The sequence below is a fragment of the Bradyrhizobium sp. JR3.5 genome (assembly GCF_054057015.1).
Genome location: NZ_JBSRYV010000002.1, coordinates 4,587,101 through 4,607,476, shown reverse-complemented (window position 1 = coordinate 4,607,476; position 20,376 = coordinate 4,587,101). Strand labels below are relative to the sequence as shown.

12 protein-coding genes and 5 pseudogenes are annotated in these 20,376 nt (G+C 65.4%); 12 read left to right on the top strand and 5 right to left on the bottom strand.

Going from position 1 to position 20,376, the window contains the following annotated elements:
* The first annotated feature begins 90 nt into the window (after positions 1-90).
* The 9 genes and pseudogenes from ACVWW1_RS39025 (at position 91) to ACVWW1_RS38985 (ending at position 11,096) form a co-directional block, all read left to right on the top strand.
* On the top strand, positions 91-570 hold the full coding sequence (locus tag ACVWW1_RS39025; protein WP_456659543.1) for a DUF721 domain-containing protein: 480 nt from the start codon (positions 91-93) through the stop codon (positions 568-570).
* Positions 571-693: 123 nt separating this feature from the next.
* Positions 694-1,350, top strand: coding sequence for a DsbA family protein (locus tag ACVWW1_RS39020; RefSeq protein ID WP_456659542.1), 657 nt, complete (start codon positions 694-696; stop codon positions 1,348-1,350).
* A 347-nt stretch (positions 1,351-1,697) separates the two neighbouring features.
* Positions 1,698-5,162 (top strand): chromosome segregation protein SMC, encoded by a 3,465-nt coding sequence (smc, locus tag ACVWW1_RS39015; RefSeq protein WP_456659541.1) that lies wholly within the window; start codon positions 1,698-1,700, stop codon positions 5,160-5,162.
* Between the two features lie 122 nt (positions 5,163-5,284).
* On the top strand, positions 5,285-6,250 hold the full coding sequence (locus ACVWW1_RS39010) for a small ribosomal subunit Rsm22 family protein (RefSeq protein ID WP_456659540.1): 966 nt from the start codon (positions 5,285-5,287) through the stop codon (positions 6,248-6,250).
* A 246-nt stretch (positions 6,251-6,496) separates the two neighbouring features.
* Positions 6,497-7,061, top strand: a pseudogene (locus ACVWW1_RS39005) (LemA family protein).
* Between the two features lie 34 nt (positions 7,062-7,095).
* On the top strand, positions 7,096-8,328 hold the full coding sequence (locus tag ACVWW1_RS39000; RefSeq protein ID WP_456659539.1) for a M48 family metallopeptidase: 1,233 nt from the start codon (positions 7,096-7,098) through the stop codon (positions 8,326-8,328).
* A 163-nt stretch (positions 8,329-8,491) separates the two neighbouring features.
* Positions 8,492-9,236: pseudogene (locus tag ACVWW1_RS38995) on the top strand (hypothetical protein).
* 105 nt (positions 9,237-9,341) lie between these two features.
* Positions 9,342-10,010, top strand: a complete 669-nt coding sequence (locus ACVWW1_RS38990) for a P-loop NTPase family protein (protein ID WP_176533153.1) — start codon at positions 9,342-9,344, stop codon at positions 10,008-10,010.
* Positions 10,011-10,154: 144 nt separating this feature from the next.
* A pseudogene (locus ACVWW1_RS38985) lies at positions 10,155-11,096 on the top strand (IS630 family transposase).
* A 12-nt stretch (positions 11,097-11,108) separates the two neighbouring features.
* On the opposite strand, the pseudogene ACVWW1_RS38980 reads toward ACVWW1_RS38985, so the two are convergent.
* Positions 11,109-11,649 (bottom strand): annotated as a pseudogene (locus tag ACVWW1_RS38980) (adenine phosphoribosyltransferase).
* Between the two features lie 114 nt (positions 11,650-11,763).
* Positions 11,764-13,929 (bottom strand): anthranilate synthase component I, encoded by a 2,166-nt coding sequence (locus tag ACVWW1_RS38975; RefSeq protein ID WP_456659538.1) that lies wholly within the window; start codon positions 13,927-13,929, stop codon positions 11,764-11,766.
* A 331-nt stretch (positions 13,930-14,260) separates the two neighbouring features.
* Here ACVWW1_RS38975 and ACVWW1_RS38970 point away from each other — a divergent pair, with 331 nt between their 5' ends.
* Positions 14,261-15,259 carry a VOC family protein gene (locus tag ACVWW1_RS38970; protein ID WP_456659537.1) on the top strand — a complete coding sequence of 333 codons (999 nt, stop codon included), beginning with the start codon at positions 14,261-14,263 and terminating at the stop codon, positions 15,257-15,259.
* 145 nt (positions 15,260-15,404) lie between these two features.
* Here ACVWW1_RS38970 and ACVWW1_RS38965 read toward each other — a convergent pair whose 3' ends face one another.
* The 3 genes and pseudogenes from ACVWW1_RS38965 to petA form a co-directional block, all read right to left on the bottom strand.
* Positions 15,405-16,079 carry a dienelactone hydrolase family protein gene (locus ACVWW1_RS38965; protein ID WP_456659536.1) on the bottom strand — a complete coding sequence of 225 codons (675 nt, stop codon included), beginning with the start codon at positions 16,077-16,079 and terminating at the stop codon, positions 15,405-15,407.
* Between the two features lie 165 nt (positions 16,080-16,244).
* Positions 16,245-18,318: pseudogene (locus tag ACVWW1_RS38960) on the bottom strand (cytochrome c1).
* A gap of 72 nt (positions 18,319-18,390) precedes the next feature.
* On the bottom strand, positions 18,391-18,921 hold the full coding sequence (gene petA, locus ACVWW1_RS38955) for a ubiquinol-cytochrome c reductase iron-sulfur subunit (RefSeq protein WP_092124547.1): 531 nt from the start codon (positions 18,919-18,921) through the stop codon (positions 18,391-18,393).
* Positions 18,922-19,198: 277 nt separating this feature from the next.
* Between petA and ACVWW1_RS38950 the strand changes: the two genes are divergently transcribed.
* Both ACVWW1_RS38950 and queE read left to right on the top strand, forming a co-directional pair.
* Positions 19,199-19,699, top strand: a complete 501-nt coding sequence (locus ACVWW1_RS38950; RefSeq protein WP_456659535.1) for a tRNA (cytidine(34)-2'-O)-methyltransferase — start codon at positions 19,199-19,201, stop codon at positions 19,697-19,699.
* A 10-nt stretch (positions 19,700-19,709) separates the two neighbouring features.
* Positions 19,710-20,342 (top strand): 7-carboxy-7-deazaguanine synthase, encoded by a 633-nt coding sequence (queE, locus tag ACVWW1_RS38945; protein ID WP_456659534.1) that lies wholly within the window; start codon positions 19,710-19,712, stop codon positions 20,340-20,342.
* Positions 20,343-20,376 lie beyond the last annotated feature (34 nt).

The window sequence follows — 20,376 nt, the reverse complement described above, 5'->3', positions numbered from 1 at the left end:
CATCCACGTCTTTCTTATCCTTGGACGGAAGAGCGGCCACATTGATGAACACGGTTTCGGCCACATCGCCACTGCTGCTATAGTCCCGTCATGCCCAGACCCGGCCCGATCAGCGCAAAGCCCCTGTCGATCCTGCTCAGCGACGTCTTCACCGACGCCTATGCCAAGCAGGGCTTTGCCGCGCGCGAACTGGTGACGCGCTGGGCCGAGATCGCGGGCGAGCGGATCGCGGCCTATTGCGAGCCGCTGAAGATCCAGTGGCCTCGGCCGGTGGAGGGCCAGCCGCAGGAGCCGGCCACGCTGGTGCTGCGGGTCGAGGGGCCGATGGCGCTGGAGATCCAGCATTCCTCCGACGTCATCCTGGAGCGGGTGAACCGCTTCTTCGGCTGGCACGCGGTCGGCCGCCTGACGATCCGGCAAGCGCCGCTTTTGCGCCGCGGCCGCCCCGCCCGGCCGCGCCCGCCCGACGCCAAAGACGTGGCCCGGGAGGCGGCAAACCTGGGCGCCGTCGAGGATGACGATCTGCGCGCCGCGCTGGCCCGCCTGGGTGCCTCGATCAAGCGAAATTGACGCTTTTCGCAGGCTCGGCCGCGAGACCCCGGCATTGCCACAATGGTCGTTTCAAGCTAGCGAAGGCTTCTTTTTCGGGACCCCCTTCATTCTGGCGTGAATGCGCCAATCCGGGAGCTGACCTTGATCATCACGCGCCGCGCTTTCACCACCGCTCTCTCGCTGACCGGGCTGGCCGCCCTCGCCGGGCTGTCGCCGCTGCGCCTGGTCACGGACGCGTTCGCGCAGACCGCCGCCGAGGTCGCCAAGCCGCAGTCGCTGCCCGACATGGGGCTCGGCCCGCAGGACGCCAAGGTGACCATCATCGAATACGCCTCGATGACCTGCCCGCACTGCGCCAATTTCAACGAGACCGTGTTCCCGAAGATCAAGTCGACCTACATCGATAGCGGCAAGGTCCGCTACGTGTTCCGCGAATTCCCGCTCGACATCAAGGCCGCCGCCGGCTCGATGCTGGCGCGCTGCATCGCCAAGGACGACGCGCCGAAGTTCTTCGCGGTGATCGACCTGCTGTTCCGCCAGCAGAACGACTGGGTGGTCAAGAACACCACCGAGACGCTGACGCGGATCGGCAAGCAGGCCGGCCTCAGCCAGCAGCAGGTCGAGGACTGCCTGAAGGATCAGACGCTGCTCGACAAGATCGCCGCCGACCAGAAATACGCCAACGACGTGCTGAAGGTGAACTCGACGCCGACCTTCTTCGTCAACGGAGAGATCCTGAAGGGCGAGACCTCGTTCGAGGAGTTCAGCAAGCACATCGATCCGCTGTTGAAGAGCTGATCCCGCGCCCGCGAACCCGACGTCGTCGTGCCCGCGTTCGAGTCGCGACACAATAATTGTGGATGATTTGCGATCACGGCATGCCGCCGTCGCATTATTTGGTTGTTGAAAACCTGATTCGCGCGATGCGAATCCTGGAGGACATGCAGAGGCCGCAAAACCCCTGTAAATCCCTTGCAAATCCCCTTGGGAAAAGCTTGGTCAACCGGTTGCCCTGACGCACCGGCATCGCCATTGTCGCCGCTCATGAGAGCTGCACGCAGCTATTCACCCCAGACACCGACATTGCCATCCATGGTATTGTCACGGCAGGGAGATTCGCGCCCGGCCAAACGAGATTTGTGTACATGAAGCTCACGCGCCTCCGCCTGCACGGTTTCAAGTCGTTCGTTGAACCCACCGATTTCATGATCGAGCCGGGCCTGACCGGCGTCGTCGGACCGAACGGCTGCGGCAAATCCAATCTCGTCGAAGCGCTGCGCTGGGCGATGGGCGAAACCTCGCACAAGTCGCTGCGCGCCGCCGACATGGATGCGGTGATCTTCGCCGGTTCCGGCAATCGTCCGGCGCGCAACCACGCCGAAGTCGTGATGACGATCGACAATTCCGATCGCTCCGCACCGGCCGCAATGAACGACAGCCAGCTGCTCGAAATCTCCCGCCGCATCGAGCGCGAGGCCGGCTCGGTCTACCGCATCAACGGCCGCGACGTCCGTGCAAGGGATGTGCAGATCCTGTTCGCCGACGCCGCCACCGGCGCGCGTTCGCCGGCGCTGGTCCACCAGGGCAAGATCGGCGAGATCATCCAGGCCAAGCCCGAGCAGCGCCGCCGCGTGCTGGAAGACGCCGCCGGCGTTGCCGGCCTGCACGCCCGCCGCCACGAGGCGGAACTGCGGCTGAAGGCGGCCGAAACCAACCTCACCCGCGTCGAGGACGTGATCGGCCAGCTCAGCGGCCAGATGGAAGGTCTGAAGAAGCAGGCGCGCCAGGCGATTCGCTACCGCGAGGTCGCCGCCAAGGTGCGCAAGTCCGAGGCCATGCTGTTCCATCTGCGCTGGATCGAGGCCAATGCCGACGTCAACGACGCCGCGCACACCCATGACATCTCCGTGCGCGAGATGGCCGAGCGCACCCGCGAGCAGGCTGAATCCGCCCGCATCCAGGCAATCCGCGCCGCCGAATTGCCGGCGCTGCGCGATGCCGAGGCGCGCGCCGCCGCCGGCCTGCAGCGCCTGACCAATGCGCGCGAGATGCTCGACCGCGAGGAGCAGCGCGCCAAGGAGCGGGTCGGCGAACTCGATCGCCGCCTCGCCCAGTTCGCCCAGGACATCGCGCGCGAGCAGCAGCAGACCTCCGATGCCGACATCGCGCTGCAGCGGCTCGACACCGAAGACGCGGAGCTGAAGGAAGAGATCAAGTCGCGCGTCGAGAAGCGCTCCGGCGTCGACGAGCGCGTCTCCGAGGCCGAGGAGATCCTGGCCGCGACCGAGCGCCAGTTCGCCGAACTGACCACGCAGCTCGCCGACCTGACCGCCAAGCGCAACCAGCTCGAAGCCGGCGCGCGCACGCACCGCGACCGGCTGGCGCGGCTCGATCAGGAGATCGCCAACGTCCAGGCCGAGGAAACCAAGCTCGCGCAGGAGACCGGCAATCTCGGCGACATCGACGCGCTCGCCGCCGCCATGGAGATGGCGCAGCAGACGCTCGCCGAATCCGAGGCGGCCGTGCAGTCCAGCGAGGCGCATCACGCCGCCGTGCGGCAGACGCTGGAAGCCTCCCGCAATCCGCTCGCCGAAGCCGAGAAGCGGGTGCAGCGGCTCGAGACCGAAGCCCGTACCATCTCCAAGCTCGTCACCAGCGAGACCAAGAATCTGTGGCCGCCGATCATCGACGGCATCACGGTCGCCAAGGGCTATGAAAAGGCGATCGGCGCCGTGCTCGGCGACGACCTCGACGCGCCGGTGGATTCCTCTGCGCCGATGCGCTGGACCAATGTCGGGGAAGCCGCGGGCGATCCTGCGCTGCCTGACGGCGTCGAACGGCTGGCCGATCACGTCCAGGCGCCGCCGGAACTGGCACGCCGTCTGGCCCAGATCGGCGTGGTGGCCAAAGAACGCGGCGCCGCGCTGGTGTCGCAGCTGAAGACCGGCCAGCGGCTGGTGTCGCTCGAAGGCGACGTCTGGCGCTGGGACGGCTTTGTCGCCGACGCCCATGCTCCAACTGGCGCCGCCCGCCGCCTCGCCGAACGCGCCCGCCTGGTCGATATCGAGCATGAGCTGGAACAGGCCCGCATCGATGCCGCCGCCAAGCGCCAGGCCCTGGAGACGGCTGAAGAAGAATTGCGCTCGGCGTCCGCCGCCGAGGGTGCATCGCGCGAAGCCGTGCGTGCCGCCCGCCGTGAGACCGACGCCGCGCGTGAACGCCATGCCGCGACCGAACGCGAGATCAACCGCCACTCTGCGCGCAAATCGGCGCTGACCGAGGCGCACAGCCGCGTCGCCGCCGACCGCGCCGAGGCCGAAGCGGCGCATGAGAACGCAGTTGCCGCGCTGTCCGAATTGCCGCCGGGCGTCGAGACCGAAGCCCAGCTCGCCGCGGTTCGCGCCGAGATCGACAACCAGCGCCGTGCCGCAGCGCAAGTCCGCGCCGAGGCGCAGGCGCTCGCCCGCGAGGCCGAGCTCGCTGACCGCCGCGTGCAGGCCATCGTTGCCGAACGCAACGAGTGGCAGAGCCGCAAGACCAGCGCCGCCTCGCAGGTCGGGACCATCGAGGAGCGTATCGCCGAGGTGTCGGCCGAGCGCGAGGAACTGGCCAATGCGCCGGAAGTATTCGCCGAGAAGCGCAGCGCGCTGATCACGGAGATCGAGCACGCCGAGGGCGATCGCCGGATCGCCGCCGATGCGCTGGCGACGGCGGAAGCAGCGATGGCGGAAACCGATCGCCTCGCCAAGACCTCGCTCGAAGCGCTCTCCTCCTCCCGCGAAGCCACCGCGCGCGCCGAAGAGCGCATGGAAGGCACCCGCCGCCGCCTCGCCGACATCGAGCGCGAGATCCACGACATGCTCGAGGTCGAGCCCAGTGCGGTCGTCGGCATGGCCGAGATCGAGCCCGGCGCGGAGCTGCCGCCGGTCGCGCAGGTCGAGGAAGAACTTGAAAAGCTCCGCCGCGACCGCGAGCGCTTGGGCGCGGTCAATCTGCGCGCCGAGGAAGAACTCAAGGAAGTCGAGACCCAGCACACCGCGCTGACCACCGAGCGCGACGACCTGGTCGAGGCGATCAAGCGGCTGCGGCAGGGCATCCAGAGCCTCAACCGCGAAGCGCGCGAGCGCCTGCTGACCTCGTTCGAGACCGTCAACAACCACTTCAAGCGGCTGTTCACCGAGCTGTTCGGCGGCGGCGAAGCCGCGCTGCACCTGATCGAGAGCGACGATCCGCTCGAGGCCGGCCTCGAGATCATCGCCAAGCCGCCCGGCAAGAAGCCGCAGACGCTGTCGCTGCTGTCCGGCGGCGAGCAGGCGCTGACGGCGCTGGCGCTGATCTTCGCGGTGTTCCTGACCAACCCGTCGCCGATCTGCGTGCTGGACGAAGTCGACGCGCCGCTCGACGACCACAACGTCGAGCGGTTCTGCACCCTGCTGAACGAGATGACGGCGTCGACCGAAACCCGCTTCATCATCATCACGCACAATCCGATCACGATGGCGCGGATGAACCGGCTGTTCGGCGTCACCATGGCCGAGCGCGGCGTGTCGCAGCTGGTGTCGGTCGACCTGCAGGGTGCGGTCGATATCCTCGACCAGAACGTGGCGTAACGCACTCAGGCGTCATCCTGAGGAGCCGCGCATTCGCGCGGCATCTCGAAGGATGGGCCACGACTCGTGATTGTCATCCTTCGAGGCTCGCAAGCGCTCGCACCTCAGGATGACGGCGAACCATGACTTCACCCGATCTCCCTGCCGAACTGCGCGCCGCCCTCAACGCCAGGCTCGAAGGCCTGTCGCGCAGCGACGCCGCCGGCCGCGCCGCGGTGATCTCACAGACCTATCGCGAGGGCGGCGGCTCCGGGACGATCCGGACCGAAACCGATGCGCTCGCCTATGCGCTGGCGCGGATGCCGGCGACCTATGCGGCCGTGGTGGCGAGCCTCAATGCGCTGACGGAAATACGGCCGGATTTTGCGCCAGCGAGCCTGCTCGATGTCGGTGCCGGCCCCGCGACCGCGACCTGGGCGGCGGCGGAGACGTTCACATCGCTAAAGGGCTTCACCCTGCTCGACGCCAACGGCGCGTTGCGAACGCTGGCCGAAGGGCTGTTTCAACGCACCACACGTCTGCACGACGCCAGCTACCAACTCGGCCAGGCCCGCGCCTTGCTGGACAAGGCCGATCCAGCCGACCTCGTCGTCGCCAGCTACATGATCGGCGAGCTCGGCGATGCCGAGCGCGCAACACTGGCCGATGCGCTGTGGTCCAAAGCTCGCGACACGCTGCTCGTCGTCGAACCCGGCACGCCCGCGGGCTATGCGCGGATCATCGCACTCCGCGCCCGATTGATCGCCGCCGGCGCGCATGTCACAGCCCCCTGCCCGCATGACGGCAGCTGCCCGCTGGTCGCACCCGACTGGTGCCATTTCTCGCAGCGCCTGCAACGCTCGCGCGCGCACAAGCAGGTCAAGGGCGCGGATGCCCCGTTCGAGGACGAGCGCTTCGCCTATGTCGCGCTGAGCCGCGCGCGCATTGAGAACCGGCCATCGCGGGTGTTGGCGCAGCCCGATGTCGGCAAGGTCGAGGTTGCGGCCAAGCTGTGTACGGCGGAGGGCGTCGTCGTCGCCAGGGTGCCCCGCCGCGCCAAGGCCGATTACGCCAGCGCCCGGCGCTGGCGCTGGGGCGATGCGGTTTAGCTATTTGCGTCGTCCCGGCGAAGGCCCGGACCCATAACAACCGATCCGGTTGCGAAGCGAAGCCGACGCCGCGTGTGCCCTTTCCGCGGCCGCGGCGTATGGGTCCCGGTCTACGCCGGGACGACGCCTTTGAACTAATTGCACACCATCGCGACCAACGATTGCCCACCTTCTCGCGGCGGGCTGCCCTGCGCCCCGATCTTGGGCTACGGTGCCGCCGTTTCGTCCATCAGGAGCTGCCCTGTCATGTCGACCAGCTGGATCGTTATCGGCGTCATCGTCCTTCTTCCTCGTGCTGTTTGCGTTCGGCGCCTACAACCGCCTCGTCGCGCTCGGCCAGCGGGTCAGCCAGGCCTTTGCCGACATCGATGTGCAGCTCAAGCAGCGCCACGACCTGATCCCGAACCTGGTCGAGACCGTGAAGGGCTACGCCGCGCATGAGCGTGGCACGCTCGACGACGTCATCAAGGCGCGCAATTCGGCGATCTCGGCGCAGGGACCGGCTCAGGTCTCGGCGGCGGAGAACCAGCTCTCCGGCGCGCTCGGCCGGCTGATCGCGCTGTCGGAAGCCTACCCGGACCTCAAGGCCAACGCCAATTTCCAGCAGCTCGCCTCGGAGCTTTCCGATCTCGAGAACAAGATTGCCGCCAGCCGTCGCTTCTTCAACAACGCGGTCCAGGAATACAACACCGGCATCCAGCAGATGCCGGCCGCACTGTTCGCCGGCATGTTCGGCTTCACCCGCAAGGATTTCTTCGACCTCGGCGCCAGCCGCACGGAGGTCGAGGCGGCACCGAGCGTGAAGTTCTGAGGCGCAACGCGCGCCGGCGAGAGGCTGCTCCGTCATGGCCGCCTATGGTCTCTACACGCACATCGCATCGAACAAGTTTCGTTCGATGCTGTTGCTCGCCGGGCTATTCCTGCTGATCTACGTGCTGGTCTATGCCGGCGCGCTGGTCGCGGAGGTGATGATCGATAGCGGCCGCACGGCCGATTACTATCTGACCCATGCCTCGCGCGATCTGGTCTCGGCCTTCCCATGGGCGACGATCGCGGCGGTGGCCTGGATCGTGATCGCCTATTTCTTCCACCAGAAGATAATCGACGCCGTTACCGGCGGCGAAAGCGTGACGCGCCAGCAGCAGCCGCGGCTCTACAATCTGCTGGAAAACCTCTGCATCTCGCGCGGCATCCCGATGCCGAAGCTGAAGGTGATGGACAGCCCGGCGCTGAACGCATTCGCGACCGGACTGAACCCGCGCCAATACGCCATCACCGTCACCACGGGTCTGTTGAGGGCACTGAACGACCAGGAGATCGAGGCCGTGCTCGGCCACGAGCTCACCCATATCAAGAATGGCGACGTACAGCTGATGGTGGTCGCCGTGATCATCGCCGGCGTGGTCGGCTTCTTCGGCGAGCTGTTCTTCCGCGTGTTCACAAATCTGTCGTGGAACGGCGGCGGCCGCAGCGGAGGCGGCTGGTCGTCGTCGTCCTCCTCATCGTCATCATCATCCTCGGACCGCGACAGCAAGGGCTCGGGCGGCGGCGCGATCATCGTCATCATCATCGCGGTCGCATTGATCATGCTGGCCTGGCTGCTGTCGCAGGTGGTCAAGCTCGCATTATCGCGATCGCGCGAATTCCTCGCCGATGCCGGATCGGTCGAATTGACCAAAAATCCCGATGCGATGATCTCGGCGCTGCGCAAGATCGAGAACCGCAGCGAGTTGCCGGGCGCCACCTCGGCGGTGATGGAACTCTGCGTCGACAATCCGCGCGAGGGTTTTGCCGACCTGTTTGCCACCCATCCATCGGTGAAGTCACGGGTCGATGCCCTGGTGAAATACGCCGGCGGCCACGATCCCGGACCGCTGGCGCTGCCGGATGAGACGGAGCCGCAGGACCAGCCGTCCACGGCAGGTGACCAGCCCCCGCCGGAAACCCATGGCCCGTGGGGTGACACGCAGCCCGCACAACCGAACAATCCGCCGCCGCTGCCGGGCACTGGCCCCAGGCAGGGGCCGTTTGGTCCGCTTCAAGCTCCGCTCCAGGGCCCCTGGGGCCCGCACCGCTGATCGTGCCCTAGGTTACTCAGTCCATTAAGGAAATCCCCACCAAGCCGGTCATGGGCACCTTAAGGAATTGAATTCTCCCTCGTTTCTGCCATGTTCGCGCCCAAAGCAGTATGGGGACTTGCCGATCGCCATCGCGGTCGGGAGCGCGCTTTAAGGGACTTCCATGGCAAAGCCGGTTGTGATCGTGGTGGGCGCTGACAAGGGCGGGGTCGGCAAGACCACCGTCTCGCGGACGCTCCTGGACTATTTCAGTGCCAATAATGTGCAGACCCGGGCGTTCGACACCGAGTCGCCGCGCGGCACGTTGAAGCGCTTCCATCCCGACATCACCGAGATCGTCGACATGACGACGACCGCGGACCAGATGAAGATCTTCGATACGCTGAACGCCGGTTCCTCGGTCACCGTCATCGACGTCCGCGCCGGCCTGCTGTCGCCCGCACTGGCCTCGCTGCGCGACATCGGCTTCCTCGACGCCGCGCGCTCCGGCCAGATCACCTTCGCCGTGTTCCACATCCTCGGCCCCTCGATCGCCTCGCTGGACGAGATCGCCGAGACCGCCAACTTCATGAACGGTGCGAAGTATTTCCTGGTGAAGAACTTCATCAATGACACCCAGTTCTTCCAGTGGGACCAGGCGACCTACAATTCCTACTTCCACCGCATCAAGGATGCCGTCGACCTCACCATCCCGAAGCTCAACGAAATGGCCCTACGAGCAGGTCGAGGTCTCCTCGGTTCCGTTCCTGAAATTCGTCGCCAACAAGGGCATCAACGACGACGCCGCCAACTACTCTTTCGTGCTGCGCGGCTATGTCCGACATTGGCTCGCCAATGTCTGGAGCGAGTACGACCGGATCAAGCTGACCGACCTGGTCGGCGCCAAGTCGGCCAAGGGCGAAAAATAGTCGCGCGCAGAGGCAGCGAAAAGTCGCGCTCGGTAGCGAAAAAATCGCGCCGGGGGGCGGCGATGGGGCTGGATTGGGCGAAAATTTGGCCTGATATAGCGGGCGATGTCGTCCACGCCCGTTTACATCATCTGCTCGCCCCGCCCGCAGGTCGGCAAGACGCTGATCGCGCGGCTGCTCGGCGAATTCCTGCTGCTCAAGAACGGCGACGTCGTCTGCTACGACATCAATCTGAAGGAGCCGTCGCTGCTCGACTATCTGCCGCGGATCACCGAAACCGCCGACGTGATCGACACCTACGGCAAGATGCAGCTGATGGACCGCGTCATCGTCAATGACGGCATCGCCAAGGTGATCGACCTCGGCTACCACGCCTTCGACGAATTCTTCAAAATGGTCGACCAGATCGGGCTGATGAAGGAGGCGCTGCGCCGGCGCGTCTCGCCTGTGATCCTGTATGTGGCCGATACCGACCGCGCCTCGGTGCACGGCTACCAGACGCTGCAGGGCATGATCCCGCCGAACGCCCTCGTCGTCATCGACAACGAGTTCGTGGTGCGCGGCGAGCTGCCGCCCGTCATGACCGGCAGCCGGGTGCTACGCTTCCGCGCCCTGCCGGTGTTCCTGAAGACCTATATCGACCGGCTGACCTTCTCCTTCACCGGCTATCTGCGCCAGGAGAAGGACTCATCGACCGAGCTGCATCAGTGGATCCGGCGGAATTACACCACCTTCCGCGATCTCGAGCTGAGCATGCTGCTGCAGCGGGGATGACTGTCGTCCGGGCCAAGCGAAGCGCGAGCCGGGACGACGTGTGGAGGGAGTGCCGCTAGAGCATGTTGTTTTTTGCCGGAATCGGGATTCCCAGAAGGGACAATTTCTGCTTCCAACTCCATGCTGGAACGGGGGCCAGCATGGATGACGCGACCCTATTCGGAAGATCTTCGTGAACTCGCTCTGGCGCGGGCTGACGCGGGCGAGACCGTGCGTTCGATTGCAGAAGCGCTTCAGATCAGTCCTTCCTGTGTGACAAAGTGGAAGAATCTGCGGCGGGAGACCGGAGGCGTTTCTCCCGGCAAGATCGGCGGTCACAAGAAGCCGGTTCGGTCCGGCACCGATGCCGACTGGCTGCGCAAACGCATTCGCTCCGGCCCATTCACTTTGCGGAAGCTGACGCAGGAACTGGCTGCGCGCGGGATCAAGACCGACGTGCGGGCAGTGTGGACGTTCGTCCATCCGAAGGGCTGAGCTTCAAAAAAAACGATCCTGCCGGCCGAACAAGATCGTCCCGATATCGCGCGTAAACGGACGCGCTGGAAGACCCATCAGGGCAGGATCGACGCCTCGCGCCTGGTCTTTATCGACGAGACCTGGATCAAAACCAACATGGCGCCGCTGCGAGGCTGGGGACCGAGTGGGCAACGTCTCCAGGCGTCTGCGCCTTTCGGCCATTGGAAGACCATGACCTTCATCGCGGCGCTGCGCCACGACCGGATCAGCGCGCCATGGGTCATCGACGGCCCCATCAATGGCGAGCTCTTCACCCTCTATGTCGAGCAGGTGCTGGCGCCGACCCTCGCAAAGGGTGAACTCGTCATTCTCGACAATCTCGGCAGTCACAAGGGCAAGGCGGCGCGCAACGCCATCCGCGCCACAGGCGCCCATCTGCTCTTCCTGCCGCCCTATAGCCCCGACCTCAATCCGATCGAGCAGGTCTTCGCCAAGCTCAAACACCTGATGCGAGCCGCGCAGCCGCGTGATGTCGAAGCGACTTGGCGCAAGGTCGGCGAACTCCTCGACGTCTTCTCCAAGGAGGAGTGCGCCAACTATCTCAAAAATTCAGGGTACGTTTCCGTATAAACACATCATGCTCTAATGCCCCTCGAACGCCATCAGCGTGCGTACCGGAACGTCCATCGCGCGCAGCTTGGCGGCCCCGCCGAGATCGGGCAGGTCGATGATGAAGCAGGCCGCGACCACATTGGCGCCGATCTGGCGCAGCAGCTTCACCGCGCCCTCCGCGGTGCCGCCGGTCGCGATCAGATCGTCGACCAGGATCACGCGCTCGCCGGGCTGCACGGCATCGGCATGCATCTCCATCTCGTCGATGCCGTATTCCAGCGAGTAGGCGATCCGCACCGTGGTGTGCGGCAGCTTGCCCTTCTTGCGGATCGGCACGAAGCCGGCCGAGAGCTGATGCGCCACCGCGCCGCCCAGGATGAAGCCGCGCGCCTCGATCCCCGCGACTTTGTCGACCTTCGCCCCCGCCCAGGGATGCACCAGCTCATCGACCGCGCGGCGGAAGGGCCCGGGCATCGGCAAGCAGGGTCGTGATGTCGCGAAACAGGATGCCCTTCTTCGGGTAGTCCGGGATGGTGCGAACGGTCGCCTTGATGTCGTGGTCGAAGGTCATTGGTCTCTCGCCTTTTTCCGCATCGTCATTGCGAGGAGTGCAAGCGACGAAGCAATCCACCTCTCCGCGGAGGAGGCGTGGATTGCTTCGCTGCGCTCGCAATGACGGTCCAAATCAATTTGCCCCCGGGTTAAGCCGGAATGCATTCTCGACAATGCGCAGGCCCACTTCGTTGCCGAGCGACATCAGCGATTCCGGATGGAATTGCACGCCGCCGACCGGCAGGGTCTTGTGCTCGATCACCATCGCGACGCCGTCTTCGGTGGTCGCGGTCACCGCCAGCACCTCGGGCACGGTGTCGCGCTCGACATAGAGCGAATGATAGCGGCCGATCACGATCTCATTCGGCAGATTGTGCATCAGCCTGCCGCCGCGGACCTGGACGCGCGAGGGCCGGCCGTGCGCGGGTTGGCCGAGCTGGCCGAGCTGGCCGCCGAAATATTCGCCGATCGCCTGCACGCCGAGGCAGACGCCGAAGATCGGCAGCTTCTTCTCCAGCGCGGTGTCGATGGTCCTCGCGATGCCGAAATCTTCCGGGCGACCCGGACCGGGCGAGAGCACCAGCAAGTCCCATCCGCGCTGCTTCAGCATATCCTGCGCATGGATGTGCCGGACCACGGTGACGTTGGCGCCGACCTGGCGGAAATAGTCGGCCAGCATATGCACGAAGCTGTCGTCGTGATCGATCAGGAGCACGTTCTTGCCCGAGCCGGTGGCGTCAGGCGCGAAATCCGACAGCGGCTTAGGCGGATCGCCGCGCAGCGCCTGGAACAGCGCCGCCGCCTTGACCTGGCATTCGCGGTCCTCGGCGGCCGGATCCGAGTCGAACAGGCAGGTGGCGCCGACGCGCACCTCGGCGAGGCCGTCCTTCATGCGGATGGTGCGGATGGTCAGGCCGGTGTTGATGCTGCCGTCGAAGTTCACGCAGCCGATCGCGCCGGCGTACCAGCGCCGCGGCGACCGCTCATGATCCTCGACGAACTGCATCGCCCACAATTTCGGCGCGCCGGTCACGGTCACGGCCCAGGCATGGGTCAGGAAAGCATCGAGCGAATCGAAGCCCGGCCGCAGCATGCCCTCGACGTGATCGACGGTATGAAACAGCTTTGAGTAGGTCTCGATCTGCCGCCGCGCCAGCACCTTGATGGTGCCGGGCACGCAGACGCGTGCCTTGTCGTTGCGATCGACGTCGGTGCACATGTTGAGCTCGAACTCGTCCTTTTCCGAGTTCAGGAGCTTGCGGATCTGCTCGGCATCGCCGATCGAGTCCGAACCGCGCGCGATGGTGCCCGAGATCGGGCAGGTCTCGACCCGGCGGCCGTCGGAGCGCACGAACATCTCGGGCGACGCGGAGACCAGGAATTCGCCGTCGCCGAGATTCATCAGCGCGCCATAGGGCGACGGATTGATACGGCAGAGCCGCTGGAACACCTCCGCCGGCGAACGCTCGCAGGGCTCGGCAAACAGCTGCCCGGGCACTGCCTCAAACAGATCACCGCGGGCGAACGCCGCGCGCGCGACTTCAACCGTCGCCTGGTATTCGCCCGGGGCGTGATCGGCAAAGCCCTGCCGCCCGGTCTTGGCGTAGAGGCTCGGCGCGGTCTCGTGCGACTGGCCGGCGGTCGATTTGCCCTTCCACGCAAACTCGTAATTCAGCGCCACGCCGCGGCCGGTGGCGCGGTCATAGGCCAATAGCCGGTCCGGCACGTAGAGCACGATGTCGCGCTGGTCGGCCTCGCGGGCGCGCTTCTGCACGAGGTCCTCGATCTGGAACACGAGGTCGTAGGCGAAGGCGCCGAACAGGCCGAGCAGCGGATCGGCATTGGAGGTGAACGCCGCCACCATGTCGCGCACCAGCGACATCACGCTGGCGCGGCGGGTGCGCTGGTCTTCCTCGACCGGAGCGGCGCCGCGGATGATATGACCGGCGAGCCGCGTTGCGCTCCGCTCCGTGATCACGACGCAGGGCTCGCGCAGCACGTCGCCGAGGAAGGCGATCAGGACCTCGCCGCGCGGGTTCAGCGCCTGCAACGCGAAATCGGTGCCTGAGGTTTCCAGCACCAGCGGCGGGTCGGCAAAGCCGAGGTCAAAGCTCTCGTAGCGGCCCGGCACTGTCGTGCCCGAGGACAGCACCACGCCGCGGCGGCGGTCGAGCACCGCGATCAGGTCGTCGAGGCGGTTGGCGCCGCCGGTGAACTGCTCGACCACGCGCGCAACCGCAAGGCCGCCATTGGTGAGGTATTCGCTTCGAGCCGGCAGGGAGAAGACTGTCCTGTTCATGTGATCCTCTTACGAAACTTGGGAAGAGAGCGCCACACAGGACAAACGAAGGGAGACCGTCGCACTGCGATGGCGACCTTCGACGTTTTTGGGAAATGAAAACGCACCGGCCACCTATGAGAAGGTGGGCCACCAACGACGGGATGGACTGGCAACGGTGCTCATGGCCGCTACTCACCACCCGACGCGGGCCGTGTCAAGGGATGGCCCGACACCCCTGCCCCAAGGCGGGACGGCATTTTCGGGGTTTGAAGCGACCGGAATCCGCGTAGGATTTGTCGAAATAGCGGTGACCAGCCGCCCAAAAAACAGACAGATGGTGGAGGCGCAGATGGCGATTTTGGGTCTCGGATATGCCGGCTTCGGCTCCGACGCGCTCGACGACTGGCGGCAATTCGGCACCGGCCTGGTCGGGCTGCAGGCGATCGAGCGCGGCAACTCGCTGCTCGCCTTCCGGATGGACGACCGCAAGCAGCGCATCGTGATCGACCGCGCGCAGGGCGAAGGGACAAGGTTCTTCGGCTGGGAGGTGGCGGATGCCGCGGCCCTCGACGCGCTGGCGGCGCGGCTGGAGCGCGCCGGCGTGCCTGTCACCGCCGAGCCGCAGGCGCTCGCCGATACCAGGCGGGTCCGCGGACTGATCTCGTTCCAGGACCCGGCCGGCAACCGTCTGGAGGCGTTCCATGGCCCCGAGATCGACGACACGCCGTTCCGGCCGGGGCGCTCGATCTCCGGCTTTCGCACCGGCGCGCTCGGGCTCGGCCACGCCGTGCTGACCGTCGAGAACATCGCCCCTGTCATGAGCTTCTATGTCGATGTGCTCGGCTTCGGCCTCAGCGACTACATCGAAAAACCGTTCCGCGCCTATTTCTTCCACGTCAATGCGCGCCATCATTCGCTCGCGCTGATCGAGACCGGCAGCAACGGCATGCATCATCTGATGGTCGAGCTGTTCTCGCTGGACGACGTCGGCCAGGCCTACGACATCGCGATGAAGGAAGACCGGGTCAACGTCACGCTCGGCCGCCACACCAATGACCTGATGACTTCGTTCTACGCCAAATCGCCGTCGGCCTTCATGGTCGAGTGCGGCTGGGGCGGCCGCGAGATCGATCCGGCGAACTGGACGCCGTTCGAGATGCATGATGGCCCGAGCCTGTGGGGCCACGAGCGCGTCTGGCTGTCAGCGGAGGATCGCGCCGTCGCGCGCGAGATGCGGATGCGCGCCGCCTCGGAAGGCAAGCGCGCGCCGGTGCAGGTGCTGGAAGGCAATTTCAAGCTGATGTCGGGCACCTGCCCGTGGTGGGACGGGGCAAAGGCGGAGAGTTAAATCTCGCCGTCGTCCCTGCGAAAGCAAGGGACCCATAACCACAGGGCGTTGTTGGCGAGATGACTGCCAGCGTGCCCATTGCCGCGGCCGCGGCGTATGGGTCCCGGCCTTCGCCGGAACGACGGATGGTGATCGCGAACGCCGCTTACCCCAGATGCTTCTTGAAGAAGTCCGTCGCCCGGTCCCAGGCCAGTTCGGCACACTGGCGGTCGTGCACCGACAGGCGCTGCTCGTTGCCGAAACCGTGCTCGGCGTCATAGCGGTACAGCTCCAGCGATTTGCCGGCGGCCCTCATCGCCTTCTCAAAACCATCGACCAGTGCCGGCGTGCACCAGTCGTCCTTGGTGGCGAAATGGCCTTGGAGCGGAATTCTCACGTCCGCCGGCTTGGCCGCCTGCTCCGGCGGAATGCCGTAGAACACCACACCGGCGGTCAACTCCGGGATCTTGGTGGCGCCGATGATGGTCACCGCGCCGCCGAGGCAGAAGCCGGTCAAGCCGACCTTGGCGCCGTTCTTGCCAAGATATTGCGCGGCGCCGCGCACCGTCTGCGTGGTGGCGTCCATGAAGTCGAGCGAGTTCATCTCTTTGCCGGCCGCGTCGGTGTCGTGATACGGCACCACCTTGCCCTTATAGAGATCGGGCGCCAGCGCATCGAAACCGGTCCGCGCGAAGCGGTCGCACATTCCCTTGATCTGGTCCTGCAGCCCCCACCATTCCTGGATCACGACGACCCCGGGCGCGTTGCCGCGCGCGGCGTTGGCGAGATAGCCTGACGCTTCCTTGCCGTCCGGACGCTTGAAGTTGATGCTGGTACCCATGAGTTCCTCCGCAATGTTTGCCGGCCGATTGGCCGGCATTTTGTCCGCACTACAGCCAGGAAGCAATCAATTAGCCGTCATCGCGGGCCAACGGCTCGCAATGACGGGAGCAAACAAAAAAGCCCCCGAAGGGGCTTTCTCAAACGCGCGATACCATGCCCGAGGTCAGTGAGCGTCGGCCCAGACCTTGCGCTTGGTGAAGTACATCAGGATGGCGAAGATCACGAGGAAGAAGAACACCTGCATGCCGATCCGCTTGCGCTCTTCCATGTGCGGCTCGGCGGCCCACATCAGGAACGTGGTGACGTCGTGGGCATACTGCTTGACCGTCGCCGGCGAACCGTCGTCGAAGGTCACCTGACCGTCGGACAGCGGCTTCGGCATCTTGATGGCGTGGCCGGGGAAGTACTTGTTGTAGTACGAGCCTTCCGGGATCGTCACGCCAGCCGGGACCTTGTCCTCGAAGCCCTGCAGGACGGCGTCGACGTAGTCGGGTCCCTGCTCCTGGTACTGGCTGAAGAAGTCGATCACGAACTGCGGGAAGCCGCGCTTGTAGGACCGTGCCTTGGTGATCAGCGAGAGGTCGGGCGGTGCCGCGCCGCCATTGGCCGCACGCGCGGCTTGCTCGTTCGGGAACGGTGACGGGAAGTAATCCGCCGGTCGGCCCGGACGCTCGAACATCTCGCCCTGGTCGTTCGGGCCGTCCTTGATCTTGTACTCGGACGCCAACGCAGCAGCCTGCGCCTCCGAATAGCCGGGGCCGCCGGCATCGGCGAGATTGCGGAACGCAACGTAGGACAGGCCGTGGCAGGCCGAGCAGACTTCCTTGTAGACCTTCAGGCCACGCTGCAGCGAGCCGCGGTCATACTTGCCGAACGGGCCGGAGAACGACCAGCTCTGGGCCGGCGGGGCGTCGCCGCCCTCCTCGGCCTTGGCGTTCTGGGTGCTGCCGGCGAACAGGCCCGCCGGCCACCACCAGCGCGAGCATGACGGAGGCTGCGGTCGCGGCCCTGCCCTTGCTCTTCGCCAGCACGTCGTCGGCGATCGAGTTCGGCACCGGGCGCGGCGTCTCGATGCGGGCGAGCAGCGGCAGCACGATCAGGAAGTAGGCGAAGTAGCACGCCGTCAGGATGCGGCCGGCGATCACATAGATGCCTTCCGGCGGCTGCGAGCCGAGATAGCCGAGCAGGATGCAGACCACCACGAAGATCCAGAAGAACTGCTTGGCCAGCGGACGGTACTTCGACGAACGGGTCCGTGCGCTGTCGAGCCAGGGCAGGAAGCACAGGATGATGATCGCCGAGAACATCGCCACGACGCCGGCGAGCTTGTTCGGGATCGAGCGCAGGATCGCGTAGAACGGCAGATAGTACCATTCAGGCACGATGTGCGCCGGGGTCACGCCGGGGTTCGCCGGGATGTAGTTGTCGGCGTCGCCGAGATAGTTCGGCATGTAGAAGATGAACCAGGCGAAGAAGATCAGGAAGCACGACACACCGAACGCGTCCTTGATCGTCGCATAGGGCGTGAACGGCACGGTGTCCTTCTCGGTCTTGGCCTCGACGCCGGCCGGGTTGTTCTGCCCCGCGACATGCAGCGCCCAGACGTGCAGCACGACCACGCCGGCGATCACGAACGGCAGCAGGTAGTGCAGCGAGAAGAAGCGGTTCAGCGTCGGGTTGCCGACCGAATAGCCGCCCCACAGCAGGGTCACGATGCTCTCGCCGAAATACGGCACGGCCGAGAACAGATTGGTGATGACGGTGGCGCCCCAGAAGCTCATCTGGCCCCACGGCAGCACGTAGCCCATGAAGCCGGTCGCCATCATCAGCAGGTAGATGATGACGCCGAGGATCCACAGCACCTCGCGCGGCTCCTTGTACGACCCGTAATAGAGACCGCGGAACATGTGGATGTAGACGGCGAAGAAGAACATCGACGCGCCGCAGGCATGCATGTTGCGCAGCAGCCAGCCGTAGTTGACGTCGCGGACGATAAGCTCGACCGACTTGAAGGCGAGATCGGCGTGCGGCGTGTAGTGCATCGCCAGGATCACGCCGGTCAGGATCTGCAGCGCCAGCATCATCGAAAGGATGGCGCCGAAGGTCCACCAGTAGTTCAGGTTGCGCGGCGTCGGATAGGCCACGAACGAGGAGTGGACGAGGCCGAAGATCGGAAGGCGCCGTTCGATCCACTTCAAGGCGGGGTTGCTCGGTTGAAAATCAGATGGTCCGCTCATTGATGCGATCCTGAAGAAGAAAAACGACGCGATGGGTCCAAGGGGAAGCCGAAATCCCGGAGGGTCCGGGACTTAGCCGATCTGGATTTTGGTGTCGGAAAGGAAGGCGTAGGGCGGCACCGGCAGGTTGGCGGGTGCCGGCCCCTGGCGAATACGACCGGAGGAGTCGTACTGCGAGCCGTGGCAGGGGCAGAAGAAGCCGTCGTAATTGCCCTCATGGGCGATCGGGATGCAGCCGAGATGGGTGCAGATGCCGATCACGACCAGCCACTGGTCGTGGCCTGCCTTGACGCGGGCCGAGTCGGGCTGCGGATCGGGCAGGCTCGAGAGCGCGACGCTCTGGGCCTCCTGGATCTGCTTCTTGGTACGGTGGCTGATGTAGATCGGCTTGCCGCGCCAGAAGACCTTGATGTCCTGGCCCTCGGCGATCGGCGTCAGATCGACCTGGATCGGCGCGCCGGCCGCGATCGTCGCGGCATCCGGGTTCATCTGGGCAACCAGCGGCCAGACGGTCGCGGCTGCGCCGACGACGGCGGCAGCTCCGGTTGCAACAAAGAGAAAATCACGGCGTGTCGGATGGTCCGCCGAAGACGCTGTCGTCACGATTCCTAGCCCTTTCTTTTCTGCAGCCGGTGGAACCGCCCCGGAGACGCAGAACGCGCCCCAAGAAAGGCTGCCGGCGCCCGCGGCCCCCGCGGCGGCAGAAAACCGCTATTCCCCACCCCAAATGGCGGAACAGCAGTCCAGAATCGTTCTATTGGCACCCTTGCCGGACGAGCGCAAGCCCGCTATCGGCTCGCACACGTGCAATGCACGAAATCCGCGCCAAGCGATGTTTTATTGAGACAATTTCATCCGGATTTCACAGGTCGCCCGCACCATGCAGATCGCGCTGTTCCAGCCCGACATCCCCCAGAACACAGGGACGATTCTGCGCCTCTGCGCCTGCCTGGACGTGGCAGCCCATATCATCGAACCGGCAGGGTTCGACACCTCGGACCGGAATTTCCGTCGGGCGGGTATGGACTATCTCGACCATGTGCGGTTGAAGCGTCACGACTCGTGGTCGAAATTCGAGGAATGGCGGGCCGAGGCCGGATGCCGGCTGGTCCTGTTCACGACCAAGGCAGCGAAATCCTACCTTGATTTCGCGTATTCGGCCTCCGATGTCCTGCTGTTCGGGCGCGAAACGGCAGGGGTGACTGAGCCGGTCGTGGCCGCCGCGGATGCGCGGCTGCTGATTCCAATCAAGCCGTCCCTGCGCTCGCTCAATGTGGCGGTCACCGCGGCCATGGCAGTCGGAGAGGCGCTGCGGCAGACGGGTTCAGGACTTGTCGGTTCAGGACTTGCCGGCTCAGGAACTGCCGGTTCGGTAACTTAAGGGATTTTTGGTGAGCTACGCGGTCAAGGAGATCTTTCTCACCCTGCAGGGCGAAGGCGCCCATGCGGGCCGGGCCTCCGTGTTCTGCCGCTTCGCCGGCTGCAATCTCTGGAGCGGCCGCGAGCAGGACCGCGCCGGCGCAGTCTGCCGGTTCTGCGACACCGATTTCGTCGGCACCGACGGCACGCTCGGCGGCCGCTATGCGGACGCGGCCGAGCTTGCCGGCACCATCGCTGCGCAATGGACCGGGGGCGAAGCCGACCGCTACGTGGTGCTGACCGGCGGCGAGCCGCTGCTGCAGGTCGATAAAGCTCTGATCGAGGCCCTGCACGGCCACGGCTTTGCGATCGCGATCGAGACCAACGGCACCATCGTCCCGCCCGACGGGCTCGACTGGATCTGCGTCAGCCCCAAGGCCGCTTCCGAGCTCGTGGTGCGCAAGGGGCACGAACTCAAGCTGGTCTATCCGCAGCCGGAAAACGCACCAGAGGATTTCGCGGGCCTCTCCTTCGAGCGCTTCTCGCTGCAGCCGATGGACGGCCCCGACGTGATCGAAAATACCGAGCGGGCGATCGAATACTGCCTGAAGCACCCGCAATGGCGCCTCAGCGTGCAGACGCACAAGACGCTCGGCATTAGATGAACTCTACTTTGTCAGAACTGGATTGTTGAACGAG